The sequence below is a fragment of the Paenarthrobacter sp. YJN-D genome (assembly GCF_015040335.1).
Taxonomy (GTDB): Bacteria; Actinomycetota; Actinomycetes; order Actinomycetales; family Micrococcaceae; genus Arthrobacter; species Arthrobacter nicotinovorans.
This window is the reverse complement of sequence record NZ_CP053549.1, coordinates 2,942,518-2,956,986: the sequence shown is the minus strand read 5'-3', so window position 1 is coordinate 2,956,986 and position 14,469 is coordinate 2,942,518. Positions and strand designations below refer to the sequence as shown.

The following is a 14,469-nucleotide window of genomic DNA, read 5'->3' as shown; positions in this document are numbered from 1 at the left end:
TCAGCCGCGCGTACGGGGACGCAGCTTGACCCCGGGAAGCGGGGGAGCCGGAATGCGGCCGGCTTCGGGACCGGCATCTGGTCCGTGGCCATGGACATGGCCGAAGCGCGAGGCCGCGGCAGCATCGGCGTCGAGCAATCCTTCGGCCTCCCATTCTTCGCGGGCCTGTTCTACTTCCTCGTGCGTCCGCCCAACGAAGTTCCACCACATGAGGAGGTCTTCACCGAAAGGCTCGCCGCCCAGGAGCATGAAGCGGGTGTCGGGTTGCGCTTCCACGGCGAGGCTGCTCCGGCCGGCGCCAAGATAGGCCAGGGGACCGGCCTGCACCTCCTGGCCGTCAATGACAAGGCGGCCGTCCAGGACCAGTACAGCGTGCTCGAAGTCGGGCCGCAACGGAAGTTCCAGCAGGCCCGATCCCACGATGTCGGCGCCAACGATGGGGCTGAACATGGTGGCAGGGGACCGCTGTCCGGCAAACTCGCCTACCATCACCGTGGCGGAGAAGCCGTCTCCCACGGCCACCGGCAGATCCCGGACTTGCTCGAACGACGGCGTGCGGTGGCGATGCTCATCCGGAAGGGCAACCCAGAGCTGAAGTCCCCGTGACACCGGCAATTCCTCGACGAGGGGGCTGGAATCGTCTTCGGTGGTGGCCGGAAGGACCGAGAACTCGGAATGCGAAATACCGTTGCCGGCGGTCATGATGTTCAGCTCGCCGGGCCGCACCACAACGTCGCTCCCGACGCTGTCGCGGTGCCGCACGGCACCTTCCAATGGCCAGGTGACTGTCTGCAGACCACAGTGGGGGTGGGGAAGGACGCTCATCGCCACCCGGTCCGGGCCGAAGCTGTCCAGGAAGCACCAGGCCCCTACGGTGGGCAGTCCACGCTGCGGCAGCGTCCTCATGACGTTCATCGCGCGGACGCCGCCCAGGGGGACTTCGCGTTCGGGCCACAGTTGAACGCATGGACCCTGCCCTTCGGGTGCGGCAGGGCAAACTTCCTGTGCAGGGGAAGTATCAAGATTGGTCACGTGTTCATCACCTGTGCATAAATGTTGGAAATTGAGCTAATCTATTCCGTGTGAACAACGCCCTTTTGAGCTACCACGACGCTGTCCTTTACCGTTCGGGTGAACCGTACCGCATCCTCGCTGGAGCCATCCACTACTTCCGGGTTCACCCCGATCTGTGGCGGGACCGCTTGCGTCGACTCAAGGCCATGGGGGCCAACACTGTTGACACCTACGTAGCCTGGAACTTCCATCAGCCGCAGCGTGATGCGGCACCGGACTTCACTGGCTGGCGGGATGTTGGCCACTTCATCGACCTCGCAGCAGAGGAAGGTCTGGACGTCATCGTCCGCCCGGGTCCCTACATTTGCGCAGAATGGGACAACGGAGGCTTCCCGTCATGGTTGACCGGCATCCCGGGCATCGGGCTGCGGTGCATGGACCCGGTATTCACCACCGCCATTGAGGAATGGTTCGACCACCTACTGCCGATCGTTGCTTCCCGGCAGGCCTCCTTGGGCGGGCCGGTGGTGGCCGTGCAGATCGAGAACGAGTACGGCAGCTACGGCGATGACCATGAATACATCCGCTGGAACCGCCGGGTCCTTGAAGAGCGCGGCATCACGGAGCTGCTGTTCACGGCCGACGGCGGCACGGACTACTTTCTGGACGGCGGCTCTGTCGCGGGAACGTGGGCTACAGCGACGCTGGGAAGCCGGGGAGATGAAGCCGTGGAGACATGGAAGCGACGTCGCCCAGGTGAACCGTTCTTCAATGTCGAGTTCTGGGGCGGCTGGTTTGACCATTGGGGCGAACACCACCACCGGCGCGATGCCGCCGATGCAGCGCATGAAGCCCGCAAGATGCTTGATCTTGGCGGCTCCGTTTGCGTCTATATGGCCCACGGCGGGACCAACTTCGGCCTCGGATCCGGAAGCAACCACGATGGCTCCCGCCTGCAGCCGACGGTTACGAGCTACGACTCCGACGCGCCCATCGCGGAGAACGGTGCCCTGACGCCTAAGTTCCATGCCTTCCGGGCAGAATTCTTCCGTGCGCAAGGCATTGAGGAGATGCCCGGGCTCCCCGCCGAATTGCTGGCGGACCCTCCGGTGGTCCCGGCGCAGTCGCTGCCATTGTCGGCCGGACCGGACGTGTTGGAGCTTGCACGCAGCTCCGGCAAGCCCGTCAGCAGTGTCAAGCCCCTCAGCTTCGAACAGTTGGGGCTCGACGCCGGTATGGTCCTGTACTCCGTCGACGCCATCTTGCCGGGCCGCGCCGACTCTCCCAGCGAGTGCCGGTTGAAGATCACTGGCCTGAACGACCGCGCCTACATCTGGGTGGACGGCGCGTTTGCCGGAGTGCTGGACGATACGAGCGGCGCAGAAGGCTTGCCCCTGACAGGGACTGGTGCCTCCGCCAAGCTAGACATTTTGGTGGAGAACCTGGGCCGCATCAACTACGGGCCCCTCACCGGGCAGGGCAAGGGAATCCTGGGCGGAGTCCTCATCAACCAGCGCTACACCTTCCACTGGACACAGGTACCGGTGGCACTCTCCGAGTGGGGCAGCCAGGAGTTGGAAGACCTCGCCGGGGCCGACTTTGACCTGCGGGAACCGGCTGATACTTACGTTGCCTTGCCCGATTCCGGGAAGGGCTTCGTCTGGCTCAATGGTTTCCTTCTCGGACGGTACTGGGAAAAAGGACCACAGGTCACCCTGTACGCGCCCGCACCGTTGCTGAACGTTGGCCTCAACCGCATCAAGGTTCTTGAACTCGGCAAGCCGGGGACCGTCGTCGAGCTTCGTGAGCAGCCGGACCTTGGTCCCGAAGAGCCCGGCCCCATCGCCGCCGCCGAACTGCCCTAGGGATCAGGCAAAGCGAATTATGCTGGCACGATGAGCCCGCAGTTCGACACCCGCCCCGCAGCCTACGCCGTCATCGTCAAGGAGGAACGGATCCTGCTGGCCTACTGGAAGCAGGATGACAAGGAGGGGTGGACCCTGCCCGGCGGAGGCTTGGATTTCGCCGAGCACCCCGTTGATGGGTGCCGGCGCGAAGTCCGGGAGGAAACCGGCTACGAGGCCAGGGTTGACCGGATGTTGGGGATCGACGTCGGACACTGGCCCGGGGAGACGCAGGCGGACGGCTCCGTTCGGGGCTTCGAGGCCCTGCGTATTGTCTACGAGGCAACCGTGGTGGGCGGAGAACTGACCTACGAGGTGGATGGCAGTACTACCCATGCCGCGTGGATTCCTTTGCATGACGTCGGGAAGCTGAACAGGGTTTCCCTGGTCGACACGGCACTGCGCCTCCACAGTGAGCGCCCGGCAGACGGAAAGCCCGGCACGGAGGGCTAGCCAAGCTGCCCAACGGTTGGCTAGGCTTGGCATCGTTGCCGGCCTTCCATGCCGGCCCTGATGCCCAAGGAGGTGGATTTTGATGATTGCCATAACTTCGCGCGCCCCGCACGCGGCGGCGCACCGTCATCACACCACTCATCCTGTCCCGGCATCTGCCCGCCAGTAGCAGGCAACCGGGCCTCAGCAGAGGCATCCCATTGAATACTTCCGCGAATAACTACGCGAATACTTACGCTTCTTCAAGCGACCCTTCATTGAGCAGCACCATGCCATTCCGCGGACCTGCGGAATACGGCTTTACAGCCAAGACAGCAGCGCTCTTCAGCGCCAATCTTCCGGCGGACAACCAGGACGCAGCCAGCCCCGGAAGGGTGGTCCGCCTGGACCGCAACCGCGTTCTCGTTGCCTCCGGTGAAGGCCTGCTGCATTTGCCCTATCCCACCCAAGGACTGGTGCCCGCCACGGGGGACTGGGTCTGGGTCGGCCGGAACAGTGCAGGCGAGCCGGCCGTCGTCGCCGTCCTTCCACGCTATTCCGCGCTGAGCCGCAAGCGGGCCTTCGAGGCTTCCTCGGAGGAACAAATCCTGGGCAGCAACATCGACATCGTCGCAGTGGTGGTCCCTGTGGACCGGCCCCTCACGCACAATCGCCTGGAGCGCACCCTTGTGGCTGCTTGGGACTCAGGGGCCACACCGCTGGTGGTCATTACCAAAGCCGACCTGGCGGACCTCGCGGATGACGTCGTGGGGGAGGTCATCGTGCAGGCTGCGGGCGTGGAGGTGGTCACCACCTCCGCCGAGCACGGCGATGGGCTCGACGAGCTCATGCAGCACATCCCCGACGGCGCCACCCTGGTTCTTCTGGGTCCCTCAGGAGCGGGGAAATCAACGCTCATCAACGCCCTGGCAGGCCGCGACGTCCAGCAGACCGGTGCCGTCCGCGCCGCCGACGGCAAGGGCAAACACACCACGACGGCCAGGGAACTGGTGCCCCTCAGCGGCGGAGCTGTCCTGATGGACACTCCCGGGGTGCGCGGATTCGGGCTCTTCGACGCGGAGGACGGGATGGAGGAGATGTTCGGTGACCTTGAAGAACTCTTCGCCCAGTGCCGTTTTGCCGACTGCGCCCACCAGGCGGAGCCGGGCTGCGCCGTGCAGCAAGCGCTCGCCGAGGAGGCCTTGGATCCCCGGCGATGGGCCAGCTATTTGAAACTGCAACGCGAGCTCGCTGCCCTGAACCGCAAACATGATGCCGCGGCCCGCCGCGCCTACCAGCGCGAATGGCACCAAAAGGTGATGTCGGCAGACAGGGGCCAACGCGCCGTCGAACGTTACAAACATGACCAGGCCCAGGAACGGTCCGGCAGGGGAGCCAAACGAAGGAAGCGGTAAACATTGCCGATTGATTACGGAAATCGTGCCGCCGCTGACATCGTCGGTGGTGCTGGCTACGCTGGGTGAAGATTGCTTTGCAGCCAAGTAATAAGAGTGCATATGATCATCAGGCTCTACCGATGTTCTCGACCACAGATAGGTAAGCCCGGGTATGGCCGAAGCCATGATTGAGTTCCAGAGCGTCACCAAGCGATACCAGGGCGGGCAACCGGCGGTGGACGATCTCACCATGTCCATCGACAAAGGTGCCATTACCGTGTTCGTGGGGCCCTCGGGCTGCGGCAAAACCACGTCCCTGCGAATGATCAACCGCATGGTGGAGCCCACCAGCGGGACCATCACCGTGGCCGGTGAGGATGTGTCCCATGTTCCGGCGGCAAAGCTGCGCCGCTCCATGGGTTACGTCATGCAGTCGTCGGGCCTCTTGCCGCACCGCTCCGTGCTGGACAACATCGCCACCGTCCCGCGGCTTAATGGCGTATCCAAGGCAGCGGCGCGGAAACGCGCGGCGGAACTGCTTGACGTCGTCGGCCTGGCATCGGTTCTCGGGAAGCGTTACCCGAGCCAACTCTCAGGTGGGCAGCAGCAGCGTGTCGGGGTTGCCCGGGCGCTCGCTGCTGATCCGCCCGTCCTGCTCATGGACGAACCGTTCAGCGCAGTGGATCCTGTGGTGCGCGACGAACTCCAGCAGGAGTTGCTGCGCCTGCAACGTGAACTTGCCAAGACCATCGTGTTCGTCACGCACGACATCGACGAAGCCACCGTGCTCGGCGACAAGGTTGCGGTGTTCGCCGTCGGTGGCAAGCTGGCCCAGTACGCCGCGCCGGAGGAAATCCTCAGGGCACCGGCAAACGACTTCGTTGCCTCCTTCGTGGGCCGCGACCGCGGTTTCCGGCACCTCGCCTTCAACGCCGCGGACGCCGTGACCCTGCACCCGGTGACCATGGTCAGCGCCAACGACGGCCACAGTGCCGGGCGTCGCTCGGGGGAATGGGCGCTCGTGGTCGACGAAGATACCCGTCCGCTGGGGTGGTCCTCGCCGCGTGACGGCGCCGGCCTCATCCCCGGCGGATCGCTCTTCCGCAAGGGGGACACGCTGCGTCGCGCCCTGGATGCGGCGTTGTCGTCACCGTCGGGTCTTGGCGTGGCGGTAGACGACGACGGCCGGGTTGCCGGAGTCCTGAAGGCGCCGGAGGTCCTGGCCTTGATCGAGGAAGTCCGGCACCACAGGGAGGACGCCACCTGATGGAGTGGTTCCTTGCCAACAGCGGCATGGTCCTGGGCCTGGCCGGCCAGCACCTGGTTCTCGCGATCATTCCGATGGTCCTTGGACTGCTGATTTCCATTCCCCTGGCCCAGCTGGCCCGGCGGAACAGCACACTCCGTTCGGTAGTGGCTACTGCTACGTCACTGCTTTACACCATTCCTTCGCTTGCCCTGTTCATCATCCTGCCCACCATTCTGGGGACCAGGATTCTGGACCCACTGAATGTGGTGGTGGCGCTGACCATCTACGCCGTGGCCTTGCTGGTCCGCGCAGCAATGGATGCGTTCGACTCGGTGGACGACGATCTCCGGAACGCCGCCGTTGCCATGGGCTTCAAACCCATGGCCCGTTTCTTCCAGGTAGACCTCCCGTTGTCCCTCCCGGTCATGTTCGCCGGTCTTCGCGTGGTGTCGGTCAGCAATATCTCCCTGGTCAGCGTTGCGGCATTGCTGGGCGTAGGGAACCTTGGATTCCTCTTCACCGACGGACTGCAGCGGACCTTCATCACTGAAGTGGTGGTGGGAATCCTTGCCATCCTGGTCCTGGCCTTGCTGATGGATGCTGTTCTTGTGGTGTTGGAACGACTCCTGACGCCTTGGACCCGTGCAGCCGGTGGCAAGTCTTCGGGAGCTGACGCCACCACCTTGATCACTGAACCCAAGTCCGGTCCTGGCCTGCCGCGTGCAAGCCTTCGGCCCGATACGGGGGCGTCCGGATGAATATTTTCGCTGAAACCATTGCCTGGCTGCTCGACCCCAAGCACTGGACCGGAACCGGCGGGATTCCCACCCGGCTCTTCGAACACCTGCAGTACAGCGCCCTGGTGTTGCTCATTGCGGCCGTGATCGCTATCCCGGTGGGCCTCTTCATCGGGCACACGGGACGTGGCCGGGTTGTGGCTGTCGCTGTGGCCGGCGCGCTCCGGGCGTTGCCTACCCTCGGATTGCTGGTCCTGTTCGCCTTACTCGCCGGCAGCGGCCTGATGCCGCCGGTCTGGGCGCTGGTGATCCTCACCGTGCCGCCACTCCTGGCAGGTACCTATGCCGGTATTTCCAGTGTTGACGCCAACGTCGTTGACGCTGCGAGGGCCGTGGGCATGACCGAACTGCAAATCCTGTTCCGAGTGGAATTGCCCAACGGACTGCAAGTGATGTTCGGCGGTATCCGCACCGCGGTGTTGCAGGTCATTGCCACTGTTTCCGTGGTTGCCTATCTGCCGCTGGGAGGGCTGGGCCGGTACCTGTTCGACGGCCTTGTCCTTCAGGACTTCCCCAGGATGCTGGGCGGCTCGTTGCTTATCGCCGGACTTGCGATCGCCGTGGACCTGATCCTCGCCGGTGTGCAACGGCTTGTCCTCTCACCGGGACTGACCCTCGACTCAAAAGCAAAAGGCAGCCACAAGGCGGCCGAAGATCTCACAGCCACGGCGCCAGCCGGGGCTGCCGTTCAAGGAGGTACACCATGAAGAACCCCGTCCCAATGACCCTTACACGCCGTGGTCTTGGCGGCCTCGCAGCCGGTGTGGGTGTGGCCCTCGCCTTGAGCGCCTGCGGTGGCAGCCCCTTGGCCACCCCTTCCTCGGCGGCGCCCAGTGGCTCTGCCGGAGGCTCCCTGGTAGTGGGCTCCGCTGACTTCCCCGAGAGCCAGGTCATTGCCGAGATCTATGTTGGCGCCCTCAACGCCGCAGGCCTCACGGCTACGTCCAAGCCGAACATCGGTTCGCGCGAGATCTACTTCAAGGCCGTGCAGGACGGGTCCATTGACCTCGTTCCTGACTACTCCGGGAACCTCCTTTCCTTCGTCGACACAGAGGCCGCGGAGGTCTCGGCCGATGATGTCTACAAGGCGCTCCCCGGCAAGCTTCCCGAGGGCCTGGGTGTCCTGGAGGCTTCCAAAGCCGAGGATAAGGACGCGATGGTAGTTACCAAGGCGACGGCCGAGAAGTACCAGCTGAAGTCCATCGAGGACCTGGCCAAGGTGTGCAAGGACTTCACCATGGCTGCCCCGGCCACGTTCGAGACCCGCTCGTACGGTTTCCCCGGTCTGAAGAAGAACTACAACTGCGAACTCAAGGGCCTGCAGCCGTTCAGTGACGGCGGCGGCAACCTGACCCTGCAGGCATTGCTGGAAGACAAGGTCCAGGTGGCCGACATCTACACCACCACGCCGTCCATCGTTGACAACGACCTCGTTGTTCTTGAAGATCCCAAGAACAACTTCAAGGCCCAGCAGGTCCTGCCGCTCTACAACAAGGCAAAGATGACGGACAAGGCCAAGGAAGCACTCAACAACGTCTCCAAAATCCTCACCACCGACGATCTGATCAACCTGAACAGGGCCGTCAGTGGCGACCAGAAGCAGGCACCCAAGGACGCCGCAGCCGCTTGGCTGAAGGACAAGGGCATCGTTAAGTAGCATCCGCATAAAACCGCGTACGACGGCGGTGACGGACCCGCGCGGCTCCGTCACCGCCGTCGTCGTATATGTGAGTTAAGTCTCAGCTGAACTGCATCACCCGTGTGGCATATTTGAGGAATGGCGAAATTCAAGCAGTCCACCAAGCTTCATAATGTCCTCTACGACATCCGTGGACCGATTCTTCAGGCCGCCCAGCAGATGGAGGCGGAGGGTCACAGAATCCTCAAACTGAACATCGGAAACCCGGCCCCGTTTGGTTTTGAAGCGCCTGACGCCATCTTGGTGGACATGATCCGCCACCTCCCGAACGCCCAGGGCTACAGCGATTCCCGCGGTATCTTCTCGGCCCGGACAGCGGTATCGCAGTACTACCAGACCCGTGGCATCCAAAACATCCACGTCGACGACATTTACCTGGGCAACGGAGTCAGCGAACTCATCACCATGTCCCTTATGGCTTTGCTCGAGGACGGCGACGAGGTTCTGATCCCCACCCCGGACTACCCGCTGTGGACGGCCTCGGTTGCACTGGCCGGTGGCCGCCCGGTGCACTATCTCTGCGATGAGGAGTCCGGCTGGCAGCCCGATCTTGACGATCTCGAATCGAAGATCACTCCACGGACCAAGGGCATCGTGGTGATCAACCCGAACAACCCCACGGGTGCCGTTTACCCGGAGGAGACGCTCAAGAAGATTGTGGCCGTGGCGGAGAAGCACGGCCTGGTGCTTTTCGCCGATGAGATCTACGAAAAGATCTTGTACGAAGACGCCGTGCATGTGAATTTGGCTGGACTGACCGGTGACGACGTCCTGTGCCTGACGTTCAGCGGCCTGTCAAAGGCTTACCGTGTGTGCGGTTACCGTGCCGGGTGGATGGCTATTTCCGGGCCGAAGAAGGACGCTGCGGATTACCTCGAAGGCATCAACCTCCTGGCCAACATGCGCCTGTGTGCCAACGTCCCGGCGCAGCACGCCATCCAGACTGCGCTGGGCGGCTACCAGAGCATCAACGACCTCATCCTGCCCGGCGGCAGGCTGCTGGAACAGCGCAACAAAGCCTACGACCTCCTCAATGCCATCCCGGGAGTCAGCACCCAGCAGGCCCGGGGTGCCTTGTACCTGTTCCCGAAACTGGATCCTGAGGTGTACCACATCAGGGACGACGAAAAGTTTGTCCTTGACCTCCTGAAGGAACAAAAGATCCTGGTTTCCCACGGGCGTGCCTTCAATTGGGTTCGTCCGGACCACTTCCGGATGGTGACCTTGCCCAACGTCAAGGACATCGAAGAAGCGATTGGCCGCATGGCGGACTTCCTGTCGAGGTACCCGGGCAACTAGCCTGAGGTGCATAGCCGCGCCATCGGGGCGCGGCCGGACAGAAGGGTACCGCCACATGGCTGCTGCAGTTGAGTTCGCCAAGAGTCCGGCCGAAGTTCTGAAGGTTGGCCCGGGCTTTTCGCTGGCTGGCGTTGACCCCCAATCCACTCCCGGCTACCCGGGGGCCAAGGCTGACGGCAAGGCGCTGCTTGCCGCCCAGGACGACCGGTTGGCCGGGCTGCAGGAGCAACTCTTCGCCGAGGGCAAGTTCGGCAGCTCCAAACGGCTCCTGCTGATCCTGCAGGCCATGGATACTGCGGGCAAGGGCGGGATTGTGAGCCATGTGGTGGGCGCCATGGACCCACAGGGCGTACACCTGGCCGCTTTCAAGGCACCCACGGAAGAGGAAAAGTCCCACGACTTCCTGTGGCGGATTGAGAAGCAGGCACCTGCTGCGGGCATGGTGGGCGTTTTCGACCGTTCGCATTACGAGGACGTCTTGATCCACCGCGTTCACGCCTGGGCGGATGGCGAGGAACTGGAGCGGCGGTATGCGGCAATCAACGATTTTGAGGCACGCCTTGCAGAGCAGGGCACCACTATCGTCAAGGTCATGCTGAACATCAGCAAGGACGAACAGAAAGAGCGTCTCATCGCCCGGCTTGACGATCCCGCCAAACACTGGAAGTACAGCCGGGGCGACCTCGCCGAGCGCGCCTACTGGGACGACTACATGGCGGCCTACGACATCGCTTTTGAGAAGACTTCAACGGAAGTTGCTCCCTGGCACGTCGTGCCGGCAAACAAGAAGTGGTACGCCAGGATCGCTGTTCAACAGCTGCTGCTGGACGCCCTCGGAGGCCTGGAACTGGACTGGCCCAAGGCCGACTTCGACGTCGCAGCCGAACGCGCTCTGGTGGCAGCCTCCTAGGGCTTCCGTTCCTGCTGGCGTCAGTCGGAGCCGGCGGCAGCTCCGGCGTCGTTCCCTGCGTCGCGGGCGGTAGCCAGGCGCTTGCGGGCGCCTTCCAGCCAGTCCTCGCAGCGTTTTGCAAGGGCCTCGCCGCGTTCCCAGAGGGCCAGGGACTCTTCGAGGCTGGCCCCTCCGGCCTCGAGCCGACTGACGACGGCGACCAGTTGCTCGCGGGCTTCTTCGTAGCTTAGTGAGTCCAGAGGATCGGTCCCGGGAGCTGATGGATTGTTGTCGGTCATGATGTCCTTTGCGTGGGTTTGCAGGGCTGTGGGGAAATCAGGGTTCCAGGATTTCCCCGTGGCCGGCGGAGACGGCCTTGAATCGTCCGTGGGCTACCCGAATGGCGAGTGCAGTCCCGTCCGGAGCTTCATCGGGAGTGCTGACCACATGGTGCCCTGCCTGGTCCTCCCCAACGAGCTGGACAACGGCGTAACCGCGGTCCAAGGTTTTCTGGGGTGACAGTGCCCGGACCTGGGCCCGCAGGTGATGCACTTGGTCCAGTGCCCTCACCACGGCCGTGCTGACCGCTGAATGTGTTCTGCGCTGGAGCCGATGGATATCCTCGGCGCGGGCGTCCACCATGGTTGCCGGGGAGGCAAGGACAGGGCGTGATTTCAGGGAATGAAGCCTGTCCATTTCGCGGTCCACCATGCGACTGATGCCGCGGCGCAGGTGCTCCCTCGCTTGCCGGACCATGGCCAGTTCTTCTGCGACGTCCGGAACGATCCTCTTGGCGGCATCCGTGGGCGTGGAAGCGCGGAGGTCCGCAACATCGTCGAGGATTGGCCTGTCGGCTTCATGGCCGATGGCACTGACCACCGGGGTGCTTGCCGCCGAGACCGCGCGAATAAGGTCCTCGTTGCTGAACGGCAGGAGGTCTTCCAATGCGCCGCCACCACGGGCCAGTACGATGACGTCCACCTGGGGATCGGCATCAAGTTTCTTCAAAGCGGTAATGATCTGGGAAACAGCGGTGTTGCCCTGGACGGCCACCTCCCTGACATCGAACTCCACTGCGGGCCACCGCAGGGCGGCATTACGCATGACATCTTTCTTGGCGTCCGAGTCCCTGCCGGTGATCAGGCCAATGCGGTGGGGGAGCAGCGGCAGCTTCTTCTTCCGGGAATCGGCAAACAGGCCTTCAGCTGCCAAGGCTTGGCGCAGCCTTTCAATTCTCGCAAGCAGGTCACCGAGGCCAACCGGTCTGATGTCCTTGACCGACATGTTCAGGCGCCCGGTTTTGACCCAGAAGTCCGCCTTCACCAGCGCCACCACCCGTGAACCGCGCTCCAACGGAATTTTTTGCCGGTCCAGCACGGTGGACCATACGGAGGCCGGCAGGGAAATCTCGGCGTCGACGTCGCGGAGAGTGAGGAAGGCGTTACCGCCCCTGCGGTTCATTTCAATGACCTGGCCCTCGATCCACGCCGCCGGTGCACGCTCAATGTGGGCTTTGAGTTTCCGGGACAGCAGTTGCAGAGGCCAGGGATTGTCCGGGCTGGTTTCGGCAGCGGTCCCGGGAAGGGTTGATTCCGGCGTCGCTTCAGCGGACATGGCTGATCCGTGCCTGTCCCGGTCGCTGTGGTTGTGGCTGCATTCTTGTCGTCCTCATTCAGGGGTGCGTCCTTGGATGCCGGCCGCCTTCCAACTCTATCCATAGCTTTACCGCCGGCTCCGACATTTTTCCTATCATGTGGACAGACCTAGGATGGTGGCACTGCCCCCAACCCCAAGGATGACCTTGCGTACTTTTGTCTCAGCAGTTGGAGTGGTCCTCGCCGTGCTCCTCACGGCCGTCGCCGTTCCCACCGCGTGGGTGGACCAGAACATCGTCAAGGAAGAAGGGTTTGTCCGTATCGCCGGATCCCTGGGAAATGACCCCGGATTCCAGGGCAGGCTGGCTGCGGCCGCTGTAGGGACCTTTGAGTCCTCAGTGGAACTCCCCGATCCCATTCAATCGCTGGCCGCCGATGCCCTGCGGAAAGCTGCCTCGGGCATGCAGTCGTGGAGCGACTATCCGAAGGCCTGGGAGGATACTGTCAGGAACAGCCACAAACTCAACTTCGGCACAGTGGACCAAGCCGAGGAAGCCCGTGGCAGTACCGCACTTGTCCTGGACATCGGTCCCATGGTCAGGCTTGTTCGCGACCACTTCGCCGAGGCCACCACTATTCGCATTGATGTTCCGGCCGAGAGCCTGGTATCGCTGGGGCAGCCTTCCCACCGACAACTCGTCGAGCGGGTCGCGACGTTCGCTCCCTTGTGGTGGGTGGCGGCCCTTGGCGCTGTAGTTTCGGCTCTTCTGGCGCTCGTTGCCTCTCGACGCCGTTCCCTGGTTCTGGTGTTCCTCGGACTTGGCGGGCTCGCCCTTGCAGCCCTTTGGACTGCCGGGGCTGATCTTGCCGGGGGAGTGGTGGGGAACCTCGACAGCGCCAACGGTGTGGCGGAGCTGTTCAAGGATGAGTTCCTCACTGCGGCCCGCGCCGGCTTCGGGCAGTGGGTTGTGATTGCAGCGGTCGTCTCCGGCGTTGTCCTTGTGGTGGGCGTCATAGCAGCTGTGGTCTCAGGGCGACAACGGTCACGTTCTGCCCTGAGCTAAAGGCCGGGCCGGTAGCATGGAGGCATGACCAGCACAGCAGTTTCCATCCCGATGCCAACGGTGCCCCGCAGACGGCGATCTCCGGAAGAGGTACAGGCAGCGGCTCCCGTTATGGGTCCCAAGAAGGTCCTGCTTGCAGCTCCGCGCGGCTACTGTGCCGGTGTCGACAGGGCTGTCATCGCTGTTGAGAAGGCCCTGGAGCACTACGGGCCGCCTGTCTATGTCCGGAAACAGATCGTCCACAATGTCCATGTGGTCAGCTCCCTGGAAGAACAGGGTGCCATTTTCGTGGAGGAAACCGACGAAGTTCCCGAGGGCGCCTTGGTGATCTTCTCGGCACACGGCGTTTCCCCCGCTGTTGTCCAGTCGGCTGAGGACCGTGGCCTGCGCACCATCGATGCCACCTGCCCCTTGGTCACCAAAGTCCATAAAGAGGCTGTGCGCTTCGCCAAGGAAGACTACGACATCCTGCTCATCGGCCACGAGGGCCACGAGGAAGTCGAAGGTACGGCCGGCGAAGCTCCCGAGCACATCCAGATCATCAACGGGCCCCACGAGGTAGACAAGGTCACCGTCCGTGACCCAGAGAAGACCATCTGGCTTTCGCAGACCACGCTGAGTGTGGACGAGACCATGGAAACGGTCCGTCTGCTGAAGGACCGCTTCCCGACGTTGCAGGATCCGCCCAGCGACGATATCTGCTACGCCACCACCAACCGCCAGGTAGCCATCAAGAAGATCGCTCCGCAGGCCGACCTGGTGATCGTTGTGGGTTCAGCAAACTCCTCCAACTCAGTACGCCTGGTTGAAGTTGCCCTCGAATACGGGGCCAAGAGTTCATATCGCGTCGACTTCGCGAACGAAGTGGACGAATCCTGGTTCGAAGGCGTGGCTACCGTAGGCGTGACCTCCGGGGCCTCCGTTCCTGAAGTCCTGGTGCAGGACGTCCTGCGACTGCTCGCGGACTATGGCTATGGCGAAGTCCAGGAAGTTGTCACGGCAGAGGAAGACCTCCTCTTCTCGCTGCCCAAGGAATTGCGTGCAACCTTGAAGAAGGCAGGCGACGTCACGCGTGCCCTGGGCGGGCGCGGAAACCGCCCCTCATCCTAGGTCTCAAACCCAGACACTGG

14 protein-coding genes are annotated in these 14,469 nt (G+C 63.1%); 11 read left to right on the top strand and 3 right to left on the bottom strand.

The window, feature by feature from the left end; translation table 11 throughout:
- Window positions 1-1,032, bottom strand: coding sequence for a pirin family protein (locus HMI60_RS13665; protein WP_193589810.1), 1,032 nt, complete (start codon window positions 1,030-1,032; stop codon window positions 1-3).
- Window positions 1,033-1,082: 50 nt separating this feature from the next.
- Here HMI60_RS13665 and HMI60_RS13660 point away from each other — a divergent pair, with 50 nt between their 5' ends.
- From HMI60_RS13660 to HMI60_RS13620, 9 genes are all read left to right on the top strand, one after another.
- A complete protein-coding gene (locus HMI60_RS13660; RefSeq protein WP_193589809.1) occupies window positions 1,083-2,879 on the top strand; it encodes a beta-galactosidase family protein in 1,797 nt (598 codons plus the stop codon).
- Window positions 2,880-2,909: 30 nt separating this feature from the next.
- Window positions 2,910-3,371, top strand: a complete 462-nt coding sequence (locus HMI60_RS13655) for an NUDIX hydrolase (protein WP_018776577.1) — start codon at window positions 2,910-2,912, stop codon at window positions 3,369-3,371.
- A gap of 269 nt (window positions 3,372-3,640) precedes the next feature.
- Window positions 3,641-4,765, top strand: coding sequence for a ribosome small subunit-dependent GTPase A (rsgA, locus tag HMI60_RS13650; protein WP_193591184.1), 1,125 nt, complete (start codon window positions 3,641-3,643; stop codon window positions 4,763-4,765).
- 154 nt (window positions 4,766-4,919) lie between these two features.
- Window positions 4,920-6,014 (top strand): ABC transporter ATP-binding protein, encoded by a 1,095-nt coding sequence (locus HMI60_RS13645; RefSeq protein ID WP_305082340.1) that lies wholly within the window; start codon window positions 4,920-4,922, stop codon window positions 6,012-6,014.
- Window positions 6,014-6,754, top strand: coding sequence for an ABC transporter permease (locus HMI60_RS13640; RefSeq protein ID WP_018776574.1), 741 nt, complete (start codon window positions 6,014-6,016; stop codon window positions 6,752-6,754). Before HMI60_RS13645 ends, HMI60_RS13640 begins: the two co-directional genes overlap by 1 nt.
- Window positions 6,751-7,500 (top strand): ABC transporter permease, encoded by a 750-nt coding sequence (locus HMI60_RS13635; protein WP_039242274.1) that lies wholly within the window; start codon window positions 6,751-6,753, stop codon window positions 7,498-7,500. Before HMI60_RS13640 ends, HMI60_RS13635 begins: the two co-directional genes overlap by 4 nt.
- Window positions 7,497-8,450, top strand: a complete 954-nt coding sequence (locus HMI60_RS13630) for an ABC transporter substrate-binding protein (protein WP_018776572.1) — start codon at window positions 7,497-7,499, stop codon at window positions 8,448-8,450. Before HMI60_RS13635 ends, HMI60_RS13630 begins: the two co-directional genes overlap by 4 nt.
- Window positions 8,451-8,570: 120 nt before the next feature.
- Window positions 8,571-9,791, top strand: a complete 1,221-nt coding sequence (locus HMI60_RS13625) for a pyridoxal phosphate-dependent aminotransferase (protein WP_018776571.1) — start codon at window positions 8,571-8,573, stop codon at window positions 9,789-9,791.
- Between the two features lie 55 nt (window positions 9,792-9,846).
- On the top strand, window positions 9,847-10,701 hold the full coding sequence (locus HMI60_RS13620; protein WP_039242273.1) for a polyphosphate kinase 2 family protein: 855 nt from the start codon (window positions 9,847-9,849) through the stop codon (window positions 10,699-10,701).
- 20 nt (window positions 10,702-10,721) lie between these two features.
- Here the strand turns inward: HMI60_RS13620 and HMI60_RS13615 are convergent, their stop codons facing one another.
- Both HMI60_RS13615 and xseA read right to left on the bottom strand, forming a co-directional pair.
- Complete coding sequence (locus HMI60_RS13615; protein ID WP_039242271.1) at window positions 10,722-10,979, bottom strand: exodeoxyribonuclease VII small subunit; 258 nt, start codon at window positions 10,977-10,979, stop codon at window positions 10,722-10,724.
- A 37-nt stretch (window positions 10,980-11,016) separates the two neighbouring features.
- Window positions 11,017-12,294 (bottom strand): exodeoxyribonuclease VII large subunit, encoded by a 1,278-nt coding sequence (xseA, locus tag HMI60_RS13610; RefSeq protein WP_193589808.1) that lies wholly within the window; start codon window positions 12,292-12,294, stop codon window positions 11,017-11,019.
- A 181-nt stretch (window positions 12,295-12,475) separates the two neighbouring features.
- Between xseA and HMI60_RS13605 the strand changes: the two genes are divergently transcribed.
- Together HMI60_RS13605 and HMI60_RS13600 are read left to right on the top strand one after the other, a co-directional pair.
- Window positions 12,476-13,339 (top strand): hypothetical protein, encoded by an 864-nt coding sequence (locus tag HMI60_RS13605; protein WP_193589807.1) that lies wholly within the window; start codon window positions 12,476-12,478, stop codon window positions 13,337-13,339.
- Between the two features lie 24 nt (window positions 13,340-13,363).
- Complete coding sequence (locus tag HMI60_RS13600; protein ID WP_079580651.1) at window positions 13,364-14,449, top strand: 4-hydroxy-3-methylbut-2-enyl diphosphate reductase; 1,086 nt, start codon at window positions 13,364-13,366, stop codon at window positions 14,447-14,449.
- Window positions 14,450-14,469 lie beyond the last annotated feature (20 nt).